The sequence below is a fragment of the Gracilibacillus caseinilyticus genome, from assembly GCF_022919115.1.
Taxonomy (GTDB): Bacteria; Bacillota; Bacilli; order Bacillales; family Amphibacillaceae; genus Gracilibacillus; species Gracilibacillus caseinilyticus.
In genome coordinates this window covers 169,599-190,798 of sequence record NZ_CP095072.1, presented here as the reverse complement: position 1 = coordinate 190,798, position 21,200 = coordinate 169,599, and the positions used below count along the sequence as shown (strand labels likewise).

At 39.5% G+C, this 21,200-nt stretch carries 21 protein-coding genes and 2 pseudogenes; 19 read left to right on the top strand and 4 right to left on the bottom strand.

Features of this window, described 5'->3' with window-relative positions; genetic code table 11:
• The first annotated feature begins 296 nt into the window (after positions 1 to 296).
• From MUN88_RS00770 to MUN88_RS00740, 7 genes are all read left to right on the top strand, one after another.
• Positions 297 to 1,235: a phosphate/phosphite/phosphonate ABC transporter substrate-binding protein gene (locus tag MUN88_RS00770; protein WP_244719700.1), complete on the top strand. Its 939-nt coding sequence runs from the start codon at positions 297 to 299 to the stop codon at positions 1,233 to 1,235.
• The gene (gene phnC, locus MUN88_RS00765) at positions 1,235 to 2,065 is read left to right on the top strand and encodes a phosphonate ABC transporter ATP-binding protein (protein WP_244719698.1); all 831 of its coding nucleotides are present in this window, start codon (positions 1,235 to 1,237) and stop codon (positions 2,063 to 2,065) included. Before MUN88_RS00770 ends, phnC begins: the two co-directional genes overlap by 1 nt.
• Positions 2,062 to 2,502: a PhnE/PtxC family ABC transporter permease gene (locus MUN88_RS00760; RefSeq protein WP_244719696.1), complete on the top strand. Its 441-nt coding sequence runs from the start codon at positions 2,062 to 2,064 to the stop codon at positions 2,500 to 2,502. The genes phnC and MUN88_RS00760 overlap by 4 nt, the downstream gene beginning before the upstream one ends.
• Complete coding sequence (locus MUN88_RS00755) at positions 2,394 to 2,858, top strand: PhnE/PtxC family ABC transporter permease (protein ID WP_369809971.1); 465 nt, start codon at positions 2,394 to 2,396, stop codon at positions 2,856 to 2,858. The genes MUN88_RS00760 and MUN88_RS00755 overlap by 109 nt, the downstream gene beginning before the upstream one ends.
• Positions 2,859 to 2,883: 25 nt before the next feature.
• A complete protein-coding gene (locus tag MUN88_RS00750; RefSeq protein WP_244719694.1) occupies positions 2,884 to 3,681 on the top strand; it encodes a PhnE/PtxC family ABC transporter permease in 798 nt (265 codons plus the stop codon).
• Positions 3,682 to 3,699: 18 nt separating this feature from the next.
• Positions 3,700 to 4,446: a tyrosine-protein phosphatase gene (locus MUN88_RS00745; RefSeq protein ID WP_244719692.1), complete on the top strand. Its 747-nt coding sequence runs from the start codon at positions 3,700 to 3,702 to the stop codon at positions 4,444 to 4,446.
• A 460-nt stretch (positions 4,447 to 4,906) separates the two neighbouring features.
• Positions 4,907 to 5,065: a hypothetical protein gene (locus MUN88_RS00740; protein WP_244719689.1), complete on the top strand. Its 159-nt coding sequence runs from the start codon at positions 4,907 to 4,909 to the stop codon at positions 5,063 to 5,065.
• A gap of 69 nt (positions 5,066 to 5,134) precedes the next feature.
• Here the strand turns inward: MUN88_RS00740 and MUN88_RS00735 are convergent, their stop codons facing one another.
• Both MUN88_RS00735 and MUN88_RS00730 read right to left on the bottom strand, forming a co-directional pair.
• The gene (locus MUN88_RS00735) at positions 5,135 to 6,280 is read right to left on the bottom strand and encodes a toxic anion resistance protein (RefSeq protein WP_244719687.1); all 1,146 of its coding nucleotides are present in this window, start codon (positions 6,278 to 6,280) and stop codon (positions 5,135 to 5,137) included.
• Positions 6,273 to 6,899, bottom strand: a complete 627-nt coding sequence (locus MUN88_RS00730) for a 5-bromo-4-chloroindolyl phosphate hydrolysis family protein (RefSeq protein ID WP_244719684.1) — start codon at positions 6,897 to 6,899, stop codon at positions 6,273 to 6,275. The genes MUN88_RS00735 and MUN88_RS00730 overlap by 8 nt, the downstream gene beginning before the upstream one ends.
• Before the next feature lie 234 nt (positions 6,900 to 7,133).
• Here MUN88_RS00730 and treP point away from each other — a divergent pair, with 234 nt between their 5' ends.
• The 9 genes and pseudogenes from treP (at position 7,134) to MUN88_RS00680 (ending at position 18,251) form a co-directional block, all read left to right on the top strand.
• Positions 7,134 to 8,570, top strand: coding sequence for a PTS system trehalose-specific EIIBC component (treP, locus tag MUN88_RS00725; protein WP_244719681.1), 1,437 nt, complete (start codon positions 7,134 to 7,136; stop codon positions 8,568 to 8,570).
• Between the two features lie 54 nt (positions 8,571 to 8,624).
• Positions 8,625 to 10,298, top strand: a complete 1,674-nt coding sequence (gene treC / locus MUN88_RS00720; RefSeq protein WP_244719678.1) for an alpha,alpha-phosphotrehalase — start codon at positions 8,625 to 8,627, stop codon at positions 10,296 to 10,298.
• A 13-nt stretch (positions 10,299 to 10,311) separates the two neighbouring features.
• A complete protein-coding gene (gene treR, locus MUN88_RS00715; RefSeq protein ID WP_244719675.1) occupies positions 10,312 to 11,025 on the top strand; it encodes a trehalose operon repressor in 714 nt (237 codons plus the stop codon).
• A 164-nt stretch (positions 11,026 to 11,189) separates the two neighbouring features.
• Positions 11,190 to 12,473 (top strand): IS110 family RNA-guided transposase, encoded by a 1,284-nt coding sequence (locus MUN88_RS00710; protein WP_244719672.1) that lies wholly within the window; start codon positions 11,190 to 11,192, stop codon positions 12,471 to 12,473.
• A gap of 724 nt (positions 12,474 to 13,197) precedes the next feature.
• Complete coding sequence (aspD, locus tag MUN88_RS00705; RefSeq protein WP_244719669.1) at positions 13,198 to 14,802, top strand: aspartate 4-decarboxylase; 1,605 nt, start codon at positions 13,198 to 13,200, stop codon at positions 14,800 to 14,802.
• A gap of 546 nt (positions 14,803 to 15,348) precedes the next feature.
• The gene (locus MUN88_RS00700; protein WP_244724249.1) at positions 15,349 to 15,801 is read left to right on the top strand and encodes an ASCH domain-containing protein; all 453 of its coding nucleotides are present in this window, start codon (positions 15,349 to 15,351) and stop codon (positions 15,799 to 15,801) included.
• Between the two features lie 48 nt (positions 15,802 to 15,849).
• A pseudogene (locus MUN88_RS21955) lies at positions 15,850 to 16,398 on the top strand (YgaN family protein).
• Positions 16,399 to 16,588: 190 nt separating this feature from the next.
• Complete coding sequence (gene bla / locus MUN88_RS00685; RefSeq protein ID WP_244719661.1) at positions 16,589 to 17,497, top strand: class A beta-lactamase; 909 nt, start codon at positions 16,589 to 16,591, stop codon at positions 17,495 to 17,497.
• A 34-nt stretch (positions 17,498 to 17,531) separates the two neighbouring features.
• Positions 17,532 to 18,251, top strand: coding sequence for a nucleotidyltransferase domain-containing protein (locus MUN88_RS00680; RefSeq protein ID WP_244719658.1), 720 nt, complete (start codon positions 17,532 to 17,534; stop codon positions 18,249 to 18,251).
• Between the two features lie 215 nt (positions 18,252 to 18,466).
• Here the strand turns inward: MUN88_RS00680 and MUN88_RS00675 are convergent, their stop codons facing one another.
• Positions 18,467 to 18,784: a hypothetical protein gene (locus MUN88_RS00675; protein WP_244719655.1), complete on the bottom strand. Its 318-nt coding sequence runs from the start codon at positions 18,782 to 18,784 to the stop codon at positions 18,467 to 18,469.
• 28 nt (positions 18,785 to 18,812) lie between these two features.
• Here MUN88_RS00675 and MUN88_RS00670 point away from each other — a divergent pair.
• The 3 genes and pseudogenes from MUN88_RS00670 (at position 18,813) to MUN88_RS00665 (ending at position 20,566) form a co-directional block, all read left to right on the top strand.
• A pseudogene (locus MUN88_RS00670) lies at positions 18,813 to 19,200 on the top strand (glycosyl-4,4'-diaponeurosporenoate acyltransferase CrtO family protein).
• Positions 19,200 to 19,316: a glycosyl-4,4'-diaponeurosporenoate acyltransferase CrtO family protein gene (locus tag MUN88_RS21760; RefSeq protein WP_369809924.1), complete on the top strand. Its 117-nt coding sequence runs from the start codon at positions 19,200 to 19,202 to the stop codon at positions 19,314 to 19,316. Before MUN88_RS00670 ends, MUN88_RS21760 begins: the two are co-directional and overlap by 1 nt.
• A gap of 236 nt (positions 19,317 to 19,552) precedes the next feature.
• Positions 19,553 to 20,566 carry a DUF3231 family protein gene (locus MUN88_RS00665; protein WP_244719649.1) on the top strand — a complete coding sequence of 338 codons (1,014 nt, stop codon included), beginning with the start codon at positions 19,553 to 19,555 and terminating at the stop codon, positions 20,564 to 20,566.
• Positions 20,567 to 20,627: 61 nt separating this feature from the next.
• On the opposite strand, the gene MUN88_RS00660 is transcribed toward MUN88_RS00665, so the two are convergent.
• Entirely contained in the window at positions 20,628 to 21,092 is a 465-nt protein-coding gene (locus MUN88_RS00660) for a hypothetical protein (protein WP_244719646.1), read from the bottom strand.
• Between the last annotated feature and the right edge of the window lie 108 nt (positions 21,093 to 21,200).

Genomic DNA, 21,200 nt, shown 5'->3' with positions numbered 1-21,200 from the left:
TATTAAATAAGAAAAACAATTCATTGAGATTTATATCGTTTAAAAGAAAAGGAGCCAAAAGTAGGGAGCAGCGCATCGAGATTTGTATCGATTAAAAGAAAGAAGTCAAAAGTAGATAAGTAAAACAAACACTTCCAAACTTAATAGAACATTTTCAATAGATTAACACTTCCTTAACAATTGATCTGTATATTTATCAGTGTAAGTAAATTGTATTTGAGTTGTATACAAGTTATATACAAATTATCCGTTTCAAGGTCTGATCAGGAAGTAATTAATCAAAGGAGATGATGGTTATGAAAAGTTTGTTAGGAAAAATAATTTTGCCGCTTTTATTCGTATTCGTTTTAGCAGCATGTGGAAACGCAGAGGGCGCAACAACTGCAGAAGCAGAGTCTGGAAATAGTGAATGGCCAGAGACGATTACTTTGGTTCAGATGCCTGATGAAAATAATCCAACAGAAGCTGCAACCATGCATACTTCTTTAAAAGAACATCTTACCGAAGAACTAGGGATTGAAGTCAAGGAATTTGACGGAGGAAGCTATGCAGTCGGAATAGAAGCAATGGCTGCTGGAAATCTTGATGTCATGCTGGCAAGCCCAATGAGCTACTATCAGGCCAAACAAAAGGCAGGCGCAGAATTATTAGTTACACCTGTCGTGCCAGGCGGGTCCGAGTATTACACTGATTTTGTTACACAAGCAGACAATGATGATATTAATAGTTTAGAAGATTTAAAGGGAACTAACTTTGCTTTTGTTAATGCTGCTTCTTCTTCTGGATATCTTTATCCGAAGGCTACGCTGGTACAAGAATTGGATTTAGATCCGGACAAAATCGAACAATCCGGCTACTTCTTTGAAAATGTCGTGTTTTCTGAGGGACATCCAAATAGTTTGATGGGTGTGGCAATGGGAGATTACGAGGCAGCAGCCGTAGCACACCAGGTTATGGCGATGATGGGTGAATCAGATAGTTTTAATCCAGATGATATCAAAGTGATTGGCCGTACAGCTAATATTCCGGACGCTTCTTATATTGTTCGTGGTGATTTACCGGAAGATTTCAAAAAAGCATTACAGGAAGCCTTTGTATCTTTTGAAAATGAAGAATACTTTGAGGCACTTCATGGAGATGCGGGAACTCGATTCGAAGCAACGAAAACTGATTATTATGATCCGGCCATTGAAATGTTAGATACCATTAATGCGTTAGAGGATGTGCAGGAATAATGGAAGCAATATTATCTATACGAGATTTAGTTAAAGTATATGGAAAAGAAACGCGCGCGCTGAACGGTATTTCACTTGATTTTTATCCTGGTGAGTTTATCGTGGTGATCGGCCCATCAGGAGCGGGGAAATCCACTTTTATTCGTTGTATCAACCGTCTTGTCGATCCAACGGCAGGTGATATCGTATTTGACAGTCAGCATATGGAGAAATTAAGCGGACGTAAATTACGAGACCAACGTTCCAAGATCGGTATGATTTTTCAACATTATAATCTAGTCAGCCGGACTAATGTGATTAAAAATGTGCTGCATGGACAATTAAGTAATACTCCTTTATATAAGAGTTTACTAGGTTTGTACAGCCAGCAAGATAAACAGGAAGCAGTCGAGCTGTTGAAAAAAGTTGGCCTCGAAGATCAAATGTATAAACGAGCGGATGCCTTATCCGGTGGTCAGATGCAGCGCGTCGGTATTTGCAGGGCATTGCTGCAACGACCGAAAATTTTACTAGCGGATGAACCGATTGCTTCTCTTGATCCGGTATCTGCCAATATTGTCATGCAGCAACTCCACAGCATTTCGATTGAAAAGCAATTAACGTGTGTCGTCAACCTTCACCAGGTGGATTATGCCAAGCGATACGCGTCTCGAATAATCGGAATTAAAAAAGGGGAAGTCGTATTTGATGGCTCACCGTCCCATTTAACAGATTCGATTGTACGAGATATTTATGAAGGGAAAGAATCGCAAATGACGCTGCAAAATAAAGGTGGAGCAGCCTCTGCGTTTGTGAATGAAGACAGACAAGTGAGTGGAGCAGAACAATGATAATGCGATCAAATAATCAAATCCCAATAAAGCAAGGTGGTTCCAGCAAAGCTATCATAACGGTAACGGCTTTGTTGGCAGCCAGTATTTTTAGTATCTACTATTTAGAATTGAGTTTTATTGACATGGTAATGGGGTTGCCCAACTTTCTGATGTTCTTCTTTCAAAAATTCTTTCCTGCAAATTTGGAGAATTTCAGAGAATATATTCCGTTAGTGATTGACACGTTGGGATATGCCGTGATTGCAACCTATATTTCATCTCTCGTTGCCTTTGTGTTAGGCATCTTAATCTCGGAACATACGAATAAATTTAAAGCCTTACGCGTATTTGTCCGTGGCTTCATTTCGATCTTAAGAAATATTCCTTTTATTATCTGGGGGCATTACTGGTTTATATCTTTGGAATTGGTGGCATTGTCGGCGTCATCGCCTTAATTCTCGTAACAGTTGGTTTTCTTGGCAAAAGCTATGCAGAATCCATTGATGAAATTTCCGGAGATAAGCTGGAAGCACTGCAGGCGAATGGTGCGTCGTATTTTCAAATATTATTTCATGGCGTGATCCCGCAGTTTGTGCCTGCTTGGATAAACTGGACTTTATTTTCATTTGAAATAAACGTTCGTGCATCGACTGTCATTGGTCTAGTAGGTGCCGGCGGTATCGGTGTCTTAATTGATACCAATATTAATTTATTTAATTATGGTGAAGCGTTGACAATCATTACGGTCATTGTTTGCATTATTTTAATAACAGAATACGTGACAAATTCGATTCGCAGTCGAATTGCATAACTCAATAGTAAGGGATGGAAAAATAATGGAGCGTATACGAGTAACTTCAAAAGGGAGTGCCGTCAAATCAATACTTATTGCATTTATTATGGTCACCGTGTTTATTGGCTCGATCAAGCTCGTTAACTTAGATGTTCAGAAATTTTTTGAAAGACTGGAAAACGTACCAGCTGTCATTGGCAGAATGATGGTGATTGATTTGAGTGTTATCCCAGATGCCTTATTAGCATGTGTCACCAGTTTATCACTAGCTTTCCTAACGTTAATTGTTTCGGTGATTATTGCGATGCTGTTGAGCTTTTTGGCAGCAAGAAACATTACGCCAAGCAACTATCTGGCCAATTTTATTAAAGCCTTTTTCGCCGTGATCCGTTCGGTTCCCGGTCTTGTATGGGGTCTGATGGTCATTGCCAGCCTCGGCTTTGGCTATACGTCAGGATTCATTGCGATGTTATTATCTTCGATCGGTTATCTTATCAAACTGTTTACCGGAAGTATTGAGGAAGTCGGTACCGACATTGTCGAAGCAATGCGATCAACAGGTGCGTCCTGGTTTAATATTGTTTTTCACGGCTTAATTCCACTTTGTATTACGTCTTTCTTCGGCTGGATTACCGTCCGTTTTGAAGGGGATGTGGCGGAGTCCATCGGTTTAGGGATTATCGGTGTAGGTGGTATTGGACTGCTTTTAACAAAAGCGATTGGTGCCTATGATTACGCCCAAACGACGACGATTTTAATTGTTATCTGTCTACTGATGTTAGTGTTGGAATTTTCGATGACAAAGCTTAAGACAATGGTGAAGTATGGAGAAAGTAGATAACCAGGAGGGAGGAATTGTATGATAAAAAATCCAGCATTAAATTGGGTTCGTTTGCCGTTAGAGAGCATCGACAATTGCCGCGAGTTAGGTGGCTATAATACAGCGTATGGTCAGCAGACAAAATGGCACGAATTATTACGATCCAGTGATATGAGTAAGTTAACAGAAGAGGATATCATGTTTTTAAAAGAATACGGTGTGAAGACGGTCATCGATTTACGCGGTGAAGATGAAATTCAGGAAAAACCGAATGTGTTAGCGAAGGAAGCGTTTTGCCACTATTACAATTTTCCGTTTATCACAGAGCAGGTTTCTAATATTATTTATTCTAGTGAAAAGCGATTCATGGGAGACTTTTATATTGAATTACTGGAAGAGAATAAAGTGCTCCAGGACATATTCCATCTTATTGCCCATGCTGAGGAAGGAACTATCATTTTTCATTGTGCAGGTGGTAAAGACCGAACTGGTATCCTGGCCATGATGCTTCTGAGCTTAGCTGGTGTGGAAAAAAAGGATATCATATCAAATTACGAAGTGAGTTATACCAATTTAAAGACCATGCACACGGAAGAAGATCTTCCAGAAGGCATTCCGGTAGATTATATGTACTCGAAAGGGGAGTACATGGAGAAGGCGTATGAGTATCTTACAGCTACATATGAATCGGTTGAACAATACTTATTAGCTAAAGGTGTGGAGCAGGAAGTCATTACACTGGTGAAGAATCGGTTGGTTGATCAGGATTCAGTTGTGACTGTATAATTTTAAAAAGCTCATAAACATGGATATAGAAATGTTTGTGAGCTTTTTTATGTTTTCTGATATGGTTTTAATGCTATTCGAACAAAAAGGCTCTATTTTAAAAGTCGTTATGAACGAAAGCCGGCTGCATTCGAATAAAAGAGCAACTTTTGAAGGTCGTTATGAACGAAAGCCAGCTACATTCGGACAAAAGAGTCACTTTGGAAAGCAGTTATGAACGAAAGCATGCCCCCATTCAATTAAAAAGCTAATTCAACTGCTCATTATGATCGGATGGCATTCACCAACCTAAACCTCGAAAAATTGTGTGGTTGCGCACACCTCGCGTGATATTTACAAATAAATATATTGTGGGTGAATTTGTATTTTTATTGCTATGTTATGGTCAACCCCATATATAAATGAACCGTTCTTAGACAACCTCCCTTCGCCATAAAATATGACGAAGGGAGAGATTCTTATGAAGTCTCTAGACTGGACGATGATCGTATATGTTAGTTCGACATTATTGCATGAATATTGGTTATTAACAGGCCTGCCCCGCATTTACTATTGGGATGTGAAAAGGCAGCATGTAAATAAGGTGAAGGAAGCAGAGAACTTAAAAAGAACAGCTTAATCTTTATCTAGCATGACCCCATCAGAAAAAATGCCAGCCCCCGATAAAAGACTGGCACCATTTCATCATCTAATTGCTGTCCTTAACCTGCAGTAATCTCTGCTTCATCTCATTTTCCATCGTACTAATCTCTTGCTCTGCTTCCAAGCGTTTTCTGCGTCCATCTTCCTGTATCTTGAATACTTCTTCCAGTGTGGAAACCAAATTCTCCTGCGTTGTTTTTAACGTTTCAATATCAACAAGGCCTTGCTCGTTCAGCTTGGCGGTTTCCACCGTATTGGTTTTCAACATCTCCGCATTCTTCAGCAAAAGGTCATTTGTTGTTTTTGAAACCTGTTTCTGCGCTTCAACGGCATGCTGCTGACGGAACATCGTTAACGCGATGGCGATTTGGTTCTTCCATAATGGAATTGCTGTGAGTATCGATGATTGAATCTTTTCCACCAGCACCTGGTTTGTATTTTGGATTAACCGTATTTGTGGTGCACTCTGAATCGTAATTTGACGACTTAATTTCAAATCATGCAGTCGTTTTTCCAGACGATCAGTAAATTGAATCAGGTCATTCACTTCCTGATATTTCATCTGATCATTTGTCGATTCAGCTGTTTTTCTTAAAGCTGGTATTTCTTTTTCCTGCAATTCCTCCATTTTCAGTTCGCCGGCTGCAATGTAGACATTTAATCCTTTGAAATATTCCTTGTTGTGTTCATAAAGTTTTTCCAGCATCGAGATATCAGATAACAGTCCCTCTTTATTACGTTCGAGCTTCACCGTTATCCGGTCAATTTGGGCACCGGTTTTTTGATATTTTGACAGTGTTTCTTGTACCGAGCTGGAGAGCTTGCCGAATAAGCGTTTCAGGACATTTTGTTTCTCCGGCTTCAAATCGTCCGGGTTGATCTCGTTGAATTTCTTCATTAAGTCACTGATCACCTGACCGACTTCCCCGACATCTTTCTTCTGGACATGGTCGAGCATCGAATGGGAAAAGGATAATAACTTGGTCTGTGCCTGTGTACCGTAGGAAATGATCGCTTTATGATTCTTTGGATCAATCTGCGTGGCAAGTGAACGAGCTCTTTCCTGATCTTCTTCTGGAAGCACGTCAATCAGTTTATTCTCTTCAGGAACTTCTGTAGCTGTCTCCTTTTTATGCTCAGCAAATGGATTGTCCAATAAGTCATTCATCAAATTATGTTCTTCTTTATTCATGGTAATCCAACCCTTTCTTATGTTTTGCAAAATCTACCTCGAATTGTAGCTGCTCCAAATCGTCGGAGAGAATGTCATAGAGATCCTGTTCAATTTTTGCCTGGATATCTTTTAATGCATGACGTGTTTCTTTTAGCACTAGTTCCATCTCTTTGTTTTTCGTTGGCTGTGATGAGAGCAGGGCATATTTTTCCGTTAACTCTACTGCTGAATCTAGATGTGAAAAATAGAACTGACTGCCTTGATAGAAACGTTTTGGCTCTTTCTTTGTCACGCGATAAATCTTCCTGACGACTCGTACCAGGTCCATGTTGTCTTTAATGAAAGTAAGATGGTGTATGGAGAACAGGGCTTTTTGCATGCGGCGTATTTTTGGACGAGCCTCCGCCAGATTTTTGCGAATGTAGCGATAATCCTTCATCGTTAAATGATTCTTTTTGAGAAAACGGGAATAACTGATAAGCGAAACCAGTCCATAGGTAAGACCTGCCACTATCAATGATAGTAAAGAGGCGTACCAATAGGACAAATCTATAGCAAAAAAACTAACGAACCATGTGGTAATCATGACCGGAACAGCGATGAATATGCCGATGACTACCGTTAGTAATTTATACATCTTTAATCGACTCCTAACTATATCCTTAACTAGTACTACGATTGAGAGAGAGAAAAGTTTCAGTGAAATGTATCGATTTTTGCCTGTTTCCCCATCCGGTGTTTATATAGGATAGGTTGGCAAGCGAAGCTGTTCTGCCCCCAGATATATTTTCTATTGACAAACATGTATATACAGGATATTATGAAAGCGTAATCACTTGTATATACATGCAAAAAGTGAGGAGGAATGAAAATGAGTAAATATAAACAGCAGGCCGAGAAGCTGCTCGAAAAAGTAGGCGGCAGTGACAACATCTCCGTTGTGACGCATTGTGCGACGCGGATGCGTTTTGTATTGAATGATACAGACAAAGCAGATGTGGAAGCGATTGAAGAGATTGATCTTGTTAAAGGTACCTTTACATCTGGCGGACAGTTTCAAGTCATTATCGGGAATGAGGTTGCAACGTTTTATAATGAATTTACTAAAGTTGCCGGTGTGGGGGACAGCTCAAAGGATGAAGCAAAACAAGCAGCGAAGCAGAACATGAATTTCCTGCAGCGGATGGTTTCCCATCTTGCGGAGATCTTCACCCCAATTATTCCTGCATTAGTTGTTGGGGGTCTGATTCTCGGGTTTCGTAATGTAATTGGTGAGATTGGCATGGTCAATGGTGGAACACAGACTTTAGCAGAAACGTCTCAATTCTGGAATGGTGTTTATGACTTTCTCTGGTTAATTGGGGAAGCGATCTTCCACTTCTTACCGGTTGCGATTACGTGGGCAATCTCAAGAAAAATGGGAACGACACAAGTACTCGGTATTGTCTTAGGTATTACGTTAGTTTCACCGCAATTATTAAATGCTTATAGTGTAGCAGGAGCCGATTCGGTTCCGCAGTGGGATTTCGGTTTTGTCCAAATTGATATGATTGGTTATCAGGCACAGATTATTCCTGCGATCCTAGCCGGATTTGTTTTAGCTTATTTAGAAATTTGGTTACGAAAAGTGATTCCAAGTGTCGTATCGATGATATTTGTTCCATTTTTTGCATTGATTCCTGCCGTACTAGTTGCACATGTTGTGTTAGGACCAATCGGCTGGGAGATCGGTTCCTGGATCTCAACTATTGTCTATTCTGGATTAACATCAGGTTTTGGCTGGTTGTTTGCTGCGATATTCGGCTTTGCCTACGCGCCTCTGGTCATTACCGGACTGCATCATATGACCAATGCGATTGATTTACAGCTGATGAGTGACTTCGACGGTACGATATTATGGCCGATGATCGCGCTATCCAATATTGCGCAAGGATCTGCAGTTGTGGCTATGATTTATTTGAATCGCAAAGACAAGCAAGAACAGCAAGTGTCTGTACCTGCCGCGATTTCCTGTTATTTAGGTGTAACAGAACCTGCATTATATGGGATTAACTTAAAATACCTTTTCCCCTTTTTCGCGGGAATTACCGGTTCAGCGATCGCTGCCGTTATATCGGTCGGATCAGGTGTTATGGCTAATTCGATCGGTGTAGGTGGTATCCCAGGCGTGCTGTCGATCCAAGTCGCAGATATAGTGATGTTCTGTGTTGCGATGATTGTAGCAATTGTGGTTCCGTTTATATTGACAGTAATCCTCGCAAGAACCAAGATTGGTAAGGATGCGTATGAACGACTAGGAAAAAGATAAGGAGAGAGGAGATAACTCTCTCTTTCCGTTACAGGTAAGAAAGGATGTATGACAATGAGTAAACAATGGTGGAAGAAATCTGTTGTATACCAGATCTATCCGAAAAGTTTCCGGGATACAACAGGAAATGGCACAGGAGATATTCAAGGGATTATTGAAAAATTAGATTACTTACGCAAGTTGGGTGTGGATGTGATCTGGCTGACACCTGTCTATGCATCACCACAGAACGATAATGGCTATGATATCTCTGACTATTTTTCCATCCATCCTGAATACGGAACGATTCAAGATTTTGAAGCGTTACTGGAAGCAACGCATCAGCGTGGCATGAAATTAATCATGGATATTGTAGTAAACCATACATCAACCGAGCATGACTGGTTTAAACAATCACAATCATCGCCGGACAATCTGTATCGTGATTTTTATATTTGGAAAAATGGCGAAGCAGATGGACCGCCAACCAACTGGCAATCAAAGTTCGGCGGGTCTGCATGGCAATGGGATCAAGCGACAGAGCAATATTATCTCCACTTATTTGATGTCACACAAGCAGATCTCAATTGGGAAAATGAACAGGTTCGGCGTGAAGTCTATCAAATGATGAATTTCTGGTTAGATAAAGGCGTGGATGGCTTCCGGTTAGATGTTATCAATCTTATTTCCAAAGATCAGCTCTTTCCGAATGACGATGCAGGAGATGGCCGTAAATTTTATACAGATGGGCCGAGAGTGCATGAATTTTTGCATGAGATGAATCAGCAAGTCTTCAAAGGTCGCCAAACGATTACGGTTGGAGAAATGTCATCGACTACTTTAGAGGACTGTATCGATTATTCCAATCCTGCGCGTGAAGAATTGGATATGACGTTTAACTTCCATCATTTAAAAGTGGACTATCCGAATGGCGAGAAATGGACGAAAGCTGATTTTGATTTTCTCGAATTAAAGCAAATCTTATCAAAATGGCAGCTCGGCATGCAGCAAGGCGGTGGCTGGAACGCACTGTTCTGGTGTAACCATGATCAGCCTCGTGTCGTTTCGCGGTTTGGAGATGATGGGGAATTTCATGAGGAATCGGCCAAAATGCTCGCCACCACCATTCACTTGATGCAAGGGACGCCTTATATTTATCAAGGGGAAGAATTGGGAATGATCAATCCTAAGCTTGCAACCATTGATCAATATCGAGATGTTGAATCATTGAATATGTATGACATGAAAAAAGCAGAAGGTATGTCGGAAAAGAAAATAATCGAGATCTTACAGGAGAAATCGCGGGACAATTCGAGATCACCGATGCAGTGGAATAGTGGTGCACACGCGGGATTTACGCCTGGCACACCATGGATTAACGTAGCTGACAATTATCCTGACATTAACGCGGAACAAGCGATAGCTGACAGTGATTCTATATTTTATCATTATCAACAACTCATCGCACTAAGAAAAGAGTACCAGGTCATCACAGATGGTACTTATCAGTTACTGTTACCTGAACACCTTGCAATTTTTGCCTATGTGAGAGAAAATGATGAGGAATGGATGCTTGTCGTCAATAATTTTTATGACGAGCGTGTCCTTTTTACATTACCGGATGACATAGACAGATTTGACGGATCAGGTGAAGTGATACTAGCTAATTATCCGATGGAAGATCGTGCAGTTCATCATAGAGAGCTTCTGCCATATGAGTCATTCGTCTATTATCAAAAGAAGAAATAAGAGGATTTCCAGCATGCAGAATAAGTACATGATTATTTATCAGGACATGGTAAAACAGATTGACATCGGAGCATATAAACCGAAGGAATTTTTGCCATCTGAAAATGAATTGACAACGAAATACAACACATCACGCGAAACGATTCGGAAGGCGTTAACCTTACTGGCGCAAAACGGCTATATCCAGAAGATCAGAGGGAAGGGATCTGTCGTGATTGACAGGAGTAAGTTTGATTTTCCGGTATCTGGACTTGTAAGCTTTAAGGAAGTGTCAGAGAAAATCGGACAAAAACCGGAAACAATGGTGCACGCCTGTCAGTTAATCGATGCCCCTTCAGATATAAGCGAGCACCTGAAATTGAAAGAAGCAGAACGAGTCTGGCAGGTTTGCCGGATCCGGTCTTTTTCAGGAAGTAAGATTATTTTGGATAAGGATTACTTGCTGGAACGTTTTGTCCCACATATGAGCGAGGAAATCGCACAGGATTCGATTTATGCTTATATCGAAGGGGAACTAAAACTTACCATCAGCTTTGCCAAGAAAGAAATTGTAGTGGAGGAGCCGACGGAAGAGGATCGATCGTTGCTGGACTTAAAAGGATTCCATAACATTGTAGTGATCAAAAACTACGTGTACCTGGATGACGCCAGTTTATTTCAGTATACCGAATCACGACACCGCCCGGATAAATTCCGGTTTGTCGATTTTGCGCGGAGGAATCATTGAGGGAGCAGTAGCTAATATGCTACTGCTCTATTTTTATACGTTAGGAAAGCATTCCTGTAATAAAGCAAAATGAGGATTGAATAAAAAAAGCCCCCTTGGTATGATACGAGGTGTCCAGAGCTGATCAGCAAAAAGGACCCTTAAATAAACCAAGGAGGACTATCATGCATTATAAACAAAATGAAAAGATATTACAACTGTCTGAACAAACTTTGATTATTGGAGTGGATATAGCCAAAGAAAGGCATGTTGCTCGCGCTCAAGATTACCGAGGCATACAATTTGGAAAAGTGCTGTATTTTGACAATAGTTTGGAAGGCTTCCAACGATTTGAGTGTTGGAGAAAAGAGTTAGCGGGGCAGCACAATAAAAGTGATTGGATCATCGGTATGGAGCCTACCGGCCACTATTGGCTGCCATTCGCCTATTGGTTAATGGAAAAGCAATATAAAGTTGTAGTTGTTAATCCAGCACATGTGAAGAAGTCAAAAGAGCTGGATGATAATTCACCAACGAAGAATGATGTAAAAGACGCTCGAGTGATTTCGCGCTTGATTCAAGATGGACGCTACGCTGATCCGCACTTACCAGAAGCCATTTATGCAGATCTTCGGGAAGGGATGAATATGTATGAGCAGTTAATGAAAGATCTTCAAGCTGTTCAAGGGCGTGTTCATCAATGGTTGGATCGGTATTATCCAGAATATACGAAAGTCTTTGCGAATTGGGAAGGAAAAGCATCGATTCAACTATTGAAGCTGGGATTATTCCCGGAAGAGGTAGCCAAAATGGATGAAGAACGCCTTCTACTAGAAATGCGCAAAGAAGTGAAACGAGGAATTGGATTAAAAAAGATCCGCCATCTAAAAGAAGTATCAAGTGAATCTGTGGGGATCAAAGAAGGAAGAAGGATGGCGAGGGTGAAAATCCACACCTTGATGGATCAATATGCCCTCCTCCATCAAAAGATAAATGAAGTGTTGGACATGGTAAAAGAATTAATTAGACCGATTCCTGGTGTGAAAGAAATGACAGATATAAACGGAATAGGCGAAATAACGGTTGCCTCATTCCTCGCAGAAACCGGGGAACTAAACAAGTATACCCATCCCGAACAGATCATTAAGTTAGCAGGGTTAAACTTAAAGTTAGCTACGTCAGGTAAATATAAAGGCCAAACCGTGATTACGAAGAGGGGACGTCCTAAATTACGAGCCCTATTATTTAAAGTCGTGTTGCCTTTAGTTCATCATAATCCTGCATTTAAAGCATTACATGGTTATTTTACGACCAGAAAAGAGAATTCGTTGAAGAAAAAGCAATCCTTGATAGCCCTATGTTGTAAATTGATTCGCGTATTATTTACAGTTGGAACAAAACAAGTGCCATTTAGTCCCGAGAAGATGTTGCATGATATTCCGCATTTTCGATTACAACATGTAGCCTAAAGACATAAGGATGTCACCTGTACAAAGTGAAGCTTGATTAGACGTTTATTTGGAATAGAATCATCCCTAATAATAGAAGCACGGAGCAGCTGGAAAGTTTTATACAAACGGGCAATGACCCTGCAGGAAAGCATCGCCGGCCCCACTTCATGGATAGACCGAACGAAGGAATGTATGCGCAAAGACGCGGTGAGATGTGGGAGGGTTTGTCGCCATGAGTATTGTGGGAATTAAAGGTGCGATCATATCAATAATTCCTATTTTTTCTCAAAAAGAGGAGAATGGTTTATTAAGTGCACCCTTCTACACAAAAAACGTTCTCTATATCCATAAAAAGGTAATAGATTCTTGATAAATAAACTGAAATTCTAAGCTAAACAGAGAAAACAAGAGATTTCGTTAGAATAAAGAGGGAGTATAAAATTTTAACAATGGAGAAGCACAACGCAGTGAAAATTTAGAATGTACCAAGTATAAGAAAAACTTCGGCACTCTTTAACAGACGAGGCGAATGCCGAGTTTTTCTAATGAAAGCTCCAATTTGTGATGAAATGCTTAGCCATTTCCTACAATATTCTCCTCGGTTTATGATTCTTTTTGAACGAATTATCTGAGCAGTTTATTCTAAACAAGCTGCAGTGAAGGAAATGTTCTATAATATTCTACTCCGAACTGTGGAATACTCTTGTTAAGAACAAAGCAGTCTGTGTAGGAGGATGTATTTATGGTTGAACCAAAAAAGGAAAGGCAGCAGTTAGATGAAATAAGTCCATTTGAATTAAAGGACCAACTTATTGAACTTGCACAAGGGAAAAAGAGGATGACGAGAACGATGCTGGATGCGGGTCGGGGGAATCCCAATTGGATTGCAGCAACTCCTCGTGAAGCATTTTTTGCACTTGGACAATTTGCAATAACAGAAGCAAGACGAGTATGGAATGAAGGGGATTTAGCTGGCATGCCAAGTCGTATAGGCATTGCGGAAAGATTCCAAACATACGCCGAGAAAAATAAGCAAACTCCTGGTATTCCAATGCTTAAGCAAATCATCCAATACGGAATCGAAGTAAAGGAGTTTGAACCAGATGTCTGGGTTTATGAATTAGTAGATGGCATTATCGGAGATAACTATCCTAACCCGGACCGGATGCTGGTAAGAACGGAACAAGTTGTTCGTGATTTTTTAATGAAAGAACTTTGTGGTCACGATGGTACTTTTGATCTTTTTGCTGTGGAAGGCGCAACAGCGGCGATGTGCTACATATTTGAAACATTATACAAAAATTATTTGTTAACAAAAGGGTCCAAAATAGCTGTCATGGTTCCTATTTTTCCACCTTACATAGAGATTCCTGAACTCCCCAATAATGCTTACGAACTGGTGAAAATTAAAGCGACGGAAACAGATGATGAAGGCGATCATACATGGCAATATCCTGATGATGAATTAAAAAAGCTCAGAGATCCGGAGATCAAAGCGTTGTTTCTGGTTAATCCGAGTAATCCACCATCTGTTTCGATAAAAGAGGAATCCGTTGAAAAAATCGTACAAATTGTTATGAAGGATAACCCAAATCTTATGATTATTTCTGATGACGTGTACGGTACGTTTGTCGAGGGCTTTCACTCTATAATGGAGGATCTGCCCTTCAACACAATCGGCGTATACTCCTTTTCGAAATATTTTGGTGTGACGGGTTGGCGATTAGGTACGATCGCTATTAACCAAAACAATGTGTTCGAGAAATTATTGAAGGAATTACCGGAAGAAAAGAAGAAGCTCTTAAACAAAAGGTATGCATCTCTTACAAGGAATCCGGAAAACCTTAAGTTTATTGACCGAATAGTGGCAGACAGCAGAGACGTTGCGATGAACCATACAGCTGGACTATCGACACCACAGCAAGTCCAAATGGCGATGTTCTCCATTTTTTCTATGTTAGATACTGATAATGGATATAAACACAAAACAAATGACATTTTACATCGAAGAATGCATCTATTATACGATGGATTAGGTTTACCAAAAAAACATCTACCAAATGAAGCGGATTATTATACAAAAATTGATTTGGAAATCTGGTGTGATCATCATTATGAAAAAGGATTCACTGATTATCTTACAAAGCATTATAAACCGATAGATGTTTTATACCGCCTGGCCGAAAAGTCATCGATTGTTTTACTAAGTGGTCAAGGTTTCTTAGCACCAGCCTGGTCGATTCGTGTGTCCCTCGCCAATCTTGATGATGAAGCATACTCACGAATAGGTGAAGAACTGAAAAATGTATTGGATGAGTATGTGGAAGAATGGAAAGGAAATAGATGACAGTAGAAGCTGTGCAAAAGTGGATATGAATAATGGCTGAGCCTGGGACAAGGTGTTGCAGTCACAATAATAGTTGAACGAACATGGTTTTTTCATTTAATCTTCTGTTTGTTCGGCTATTGTTTTGTGCTGTTAGAAAAACTCCGCATTCGCCTCACCTTTTAGCGAGTGCCGTAGTTTTTCTAATACTTGGTACGATCTAAATTTTCACTACGTCGAGCTTCTTCATTGCTAAAATTTTATACTTTTCTAGCGTTTGTAATAAATGGCGAATTAACAATCTAAATAGATTAAGGATTGCCGTGTCCTTTAATCAGTTACTACGCTTCAACAAGGTAAAAAGCATAATAAATGGTCACAGCTTGAATGTTCGATAAGTTGGTCAGAAACAGATCTAGTTTATAATGAAGAAAAGAAAAAATTTGCAATGGTAAATATTATCAATTAAGATGATGATATCTTACGTAAGTGTTCTACTTAAAGGCAACGACAAGCAAAAATATTTTCTTCATATACGAGTGATAGGAAAAACACTGGAGGTAAATGATGAATCAAGAAGCTCAAGCATACTGGAATGAATATTGGGGTGATCGCGATCAACCTCAAAATGTCAGTGCATGGCAATTCGGGGCTGATCCTGATTACCTCGCACAATTAGTGATCGATGGAATCAAAACGGCCACATGCTCCGGCCATATATTTTATGAACTGGAAAATGAACCTCTGCCAACAACAGAGGATTACAGTGTTGTTTTAAATAGTGAAGATAAGCCTGTTGCGCTTATTAAGACAATAGAAGTTACTTTAACACCAATGAACGAAGTGTCAGAAGCATTTGCTGCTGCAGAAGGTGAAGGAGACAGGTCTTACCGGTATTGGTGGAACGCACATGAATCATTCTTCCGAAACGAATTACAAGCAATTGGACGGGAATTTTCTCAAGATATGCTATTAGTTTGTGAGCGGTTTGAAGTGGTTGATGTGAAGGTTGAAAAATGAAAAGGTTAAATTTTTTCCTCCTATTAACCGGACTAATAGTTGCGTTAAGTGCTTGTGACAGTAATATTCCAAACACTATTTCTACAGCTTGAATTAACAGAAAGAGAAGAGGCAATCCTTTCGATTACGTCAGATCAATCATATGTATTTGATTTCGATGTCGACAATAAGTATAAAGAAGTTGTGGTATGGGTGGAAAAATATGAAACTGGTAAATTAGCCAATGACAAAATAATCGATTTCAAAACTGTAATAGAGAACAATGGCTCGATTATTTAGTCAACCGCTAAATCGAATGAAAGCGAGAAACAGAAGACCTTTCACATCGGTATAAGCAGTAACGCTGGAAGTACAGCTTCAACAAGTGGATTTGATCCAACGTTCTCCAATTTACAAGATATGGGCAGTGTATGGGGCAGTTTTTCAGAAGAAGATGTATCGATTGAAGAAGAAGTAACATTAGCAAGTATTTGTTATTCAGAAGAAGGCAGCATGGCCTCACTAACAAACGATTTTTATCAAGATGCTGATGGTCACTTGGATGAGTTAGCAGATTATGATATTGCTTATATAGTTAAAGCGCGATTTATGGAATAAAGATAAGAGCAGGTCGAGGTAATAACGGAGTTCAAGTATCATTTATTAAAATATCATAATGAAGAAAGTGTATATAATAAAGTCAGGATGGCCGTAAAACAGCTTAACGATTCGTTCTTAACGGATATAAGATATTTTGTCTGGTCAAGTTCAACCAACAACCGATTTCTAATAGAAAGAAGGTATTCTAATGAGTACATCGAATCCAATCAAGCAGGGCGTACTATACATAGCATTATTGGCTCTTATAACACTTACTGCATGCACGAATGTGGATAACAGATTCGCTGATAAAAAGGACAATACAGATCAATCCATTAACAAAGACAAAGCGTTCGCTCAACTCGAGAAGGACTTTGATGCTTTGCTTGGTGTGTATGCAATTGATACTGGTTCCAATCAAACGGTTGCATACAATCCAGATCAGCGTTTTGCTTATACATCTACCTTCAAAGTTTTAGCTGCAGCAGCACTATTGAAGAAAAATGACATCGATGATCTCGAAAAAGTCATCCATTTTGATAAGGATGATCTGGTTACCTATTCACCCGTTACTGAAAATCATGTGGAGACTGGTATGACACTATTGGAAATAAGTGAAGCGGCTATTCGAAAAAGTGATAATACGGCAGGCAATCTAATGCTGGAAGAACTAGGAGGTCCAGCTAAATTTAAACAAGCTTTACGCGACCTTGGTGATAACGTCACGAACCCCGAACGATACGAAACCGAATTAAATAATTTTACACCAGATGACAACAGCGATACGAGTACCCCGAAAGCCATGGCAACGAATTTGAAAGAGGTGGCACTCGGCGATTTTCTAACAAAAGAAAAGCGCGAACTGCTTATCGATTGGATGTTAGGAAATGCAACAGGCAATGAGCTGATTCGAGCAGGTAAACCAAAAGGATGGGAAGTGGCGGACAAAAGCGGGGCCGGAAGCTATGGTACAAGAAACGACATTGCTATTGTATGGCCAGCAGACAGAGAACCGATCGTCATTGCTATTATGTCACGGCATGATACAGAGGATGCGGAGTATGACAATGAATTGATTGCTAAGGCAGCTGAAGTCACATTAAATGCCTTTAAATAAGGGCAAATAGTCAAATTTTTTTGAGGTGAAGACTATGAAACAACTTGAACCTGTTAAGGCGGCGAATAACTTTATCGATAAGCACTTTCCGGAGTGCCAAGGAGCAATTCTTGCAGGTAGTGTAGTCCGGGGAGAAGACACTGAAACTTCAGATCTAGATCTGGTTATTTTTGATAAGAAACTTGCTTCTTCTTATCGGGAGTCCATGTTTGATTTTGGTTGGCCAATAGAGATCTTCGTTCATAATTTAACCTTTTATAAATATTTTATGGAAATGGATTGCAAATCTGCGAAGCCTTCAATGCCAAGAATGATTTCAGAGGGAATTATATTAAAGGATGAAGGAATCATAGAATCTATCAAAAAAGAAGCAGCTGATATGTTGGTTAAAGGGCCAGAAAAGTGGACGGATAACATAATTAGAACGAAGCGATATTTTATAACAGATGCCCTTGATGACTTTACAGGTAGTAATAACAGAGCGGAAGATATATTTATCGCAAACACTTTAGCCCAATTGATACATGAATTTATTCTGAGAACCAATGGTCGGTGGATAGGAAGTTCGAAATGGATAGTTCGTGCATTAAATGATTATAATGAAAATTTCACGGAAAGATTTGTAGATGCCTTTGACGTTTATTATCGAACTGGGGAAAAAGGTAAGATTGTTAAGCTGGTTGACAATGTTTTGGCACCATATGGCGGACGATTATTTGAAGGATTTTGTATGGGAAAAGGTTCTGTGAAGTGATTACAACCAAGAGCAAAAGCGCCCAAGGAATGAACTGGTCATAAGTACAAACTTATGACCAGAAAGTGGACAAGCATCCCCCTCGTAAGGTCATGATCAATTGAGTTAAACTGCCAATTTTCTTCACACTAATCACAGAAAAAAACCTAATATTAACAACGACATTATGAATTCGACCCTACTTGCAATATTAACATTGCCAATTACTTATCTGATCACACTATCTGTACAATATTCAAGGAATGCGGCTTTACTTTCACTTTCATATGAGGCACAAATTCGCCAAGATCTTTCTCAAAAATAGTGACATTATTTTTGTCGACATCATTATAAACATCAGGTGAATCGCCGCTTATACCATATAACATTACCTTTTTGTTAGCAGTGGAAAAGGAGAGATGGATCGTTGGGCTTTCTTCCGGATGTTTATTAATGACAGATAAGGCAATGCCTGATTTATCGGACCACTTTGTTACGAGTATATCTAAAGATGCCAGTTCGATTTCTTTTTCGTTTTTATCGGTTACTTTCATAGCAGGTAAAGTCTAAGGTGGTAGGACTATGCAAATGATTGAATTAGGAAACATGTTGACGATTATCGTAAACATGTTGATGTGGGGTATCATCCATATAGCTATCTCATTCATCACATTAATAATGCCAGAGGAACGTTTTAGAAAAAATAGTGGATTATATCAAATTAGAAGCTGGGAACAAGATGGTAAGTTTTGGGCCAATTATTTTAAGATAAAACGCTGGAAGCATGTTGTCCCAGATGGAGCAAAATTATTTAAAAAAGGTTTTCAAAAAAAAAGAGCTGCTGACACTGGATATAGTTTATCTGGAGACATTTATCAAGGAATCACGAAGAGCAGAGTTGACACATTGGCTGTGTATTCCCCCAGCTCTTTTCTTTTTTTATAGAATCCACCATGGGCAGGAGCGATAATGTTTGCATATGCACTGGTGGTGAATATACCTATTATTATGCTGCAACGATATAACCGCTCAAGACTAGAACTTGTTGTGAAAAGAAAAAAAGGTAAGGGGAGGCTGGTTATGTAATGGGATTAGCTTCTTTTTTATATGAAAAGGAATAAGATCTCATTTCTTAAGGATTCCACCAGGGCTGAATGAATCCATTATTTTTTACCAGCAAGTCTGAAGAGGGGAAAGCGAAGCAGGACGACAATTTTGCTGAAAAGTTGTAAAGATCATATGGGCTAAATAGAGGACTTTTGTCATAATATGTTCCATTCTGCACATAATAAACGAAGAATGAATTACTTGGGAGGATGCAGATGAGTGACAAAAATATACACCTGACGTCTGGCGAGATTTCTTCGTTATGGATGGGGTACATGAATGACAGTATGGCGAACAGTATCTTGCGTTTTATGCTGAAACATATAGAGGATGAGGAGATAAAGCCAGTAATTCAGTTGGCGTATGACATATCAGCCAACCATCTTGACCAATTACTGGCTATTTTTGAACATGAGCATTATGCGAAACCAGTCGGGTTTACCTCCAGTGATGTGAAAGAGGAAGCTCCTTGGCTCTATACAGATTTATTTTGTTTAAGCTATGTCACTCATATGGCGAAAGTAGGAATGCTGACTTATAGTGGGTTAGTTGCCATGAGTGACAGGAAGGATATCCGATTTTATTTTATGGATGCTCTTAAAGAAACGACGAAGCTTTTTCATCAAGCATCTGAGATTGCGCTATCCAAAGGCGTAAATGCAAGGCAGCCATATATTGAAGTGCCTAAAGAAGCAACTTATATAGACAGTAAACAATATATGAGCGGTTTAAATCCATTACATCACAAACGTCCATTAAATGCTAGCGAGATTTCGTATTTATACATGAACATTCAGACAAATACGATTGGGGTAAAGTTATGTCTATCTTTCGCCCAGACGTCTCCGATGAAAGAAGTGCAAGATTACATGTTGCGAGCAAAAGAAATCGCCAAAAAGCATATCAAGGTTTTCGGGGATATTCTTTTAGAAAATGATTTGGAAGCTCCACAGGTTCCGGATGTATCGGTTAGTGACTCGACTTCTCCAACCTTTTCCGATAAATTAATGATGTTCCATATGTCACTTATGATTTCATCGGGAATCGGTAATTATGCTACTGCAGCTGCTACCAGTCAACGAACTGATTTGATGGCCAGTTATGAAAGGTTGTCTGTAGAAGTGGCGAAATTAGCCAAAAGCGGAGTAGATATCATGATCAAGAACAATTGGTTAGAGGAACCACCAGGTACTAAGAATCGAGAGGAATTAGTGAGAAATAAAAGTTAATGCATCAAAAAACAGTCCATTTGGAAGGAGGCATCGCGCTATCCTGCAAAATGGACTGTTTTCATTTTAGCTTAGTTGAAGTGATTTTTGTCATAATCATTTGCAAAAGTAATCCTAGAAGAAGTCCAGGCAGGACACTTAAAATGGGCAGCCAAATAGGGCCGACTAAAACGTCAAACAAAGTGAAGCTTGAGGAGAAGATCGTTCCAATTGTTACAGAATAAGCGCAACATACAAAGGGGAAGAAAGCAAACGGCTTGTTACCACCACCAGCGTCTTTATAAGCATCCCATATAGCAAAGAAATACAAACAAGGATAGAACATCAGCCATTGGAAATCGGCTGTCTCAATAGCGAGATCAATTTGCCCATAAAAACTGTAAATAATGATATCGTTTATATGGGCCTGTACATTGATAATCATTTCCAGGCCTATTAATATGATCCCCTTTACCAATTTCCCATTGAGTATTTGTCCGAAACCTGGTAATGCAATGCTCCAGAACAATACCTCAGCAACTTTCATTTTTTTGAGCCTTTACTAGAATAATGGTTGTTATAGAGAAATAAAGGTGGAATTTCTCGTTGAATGATATATTGTTAGCATTGAAATTCAATCGTAACACCTACTTTA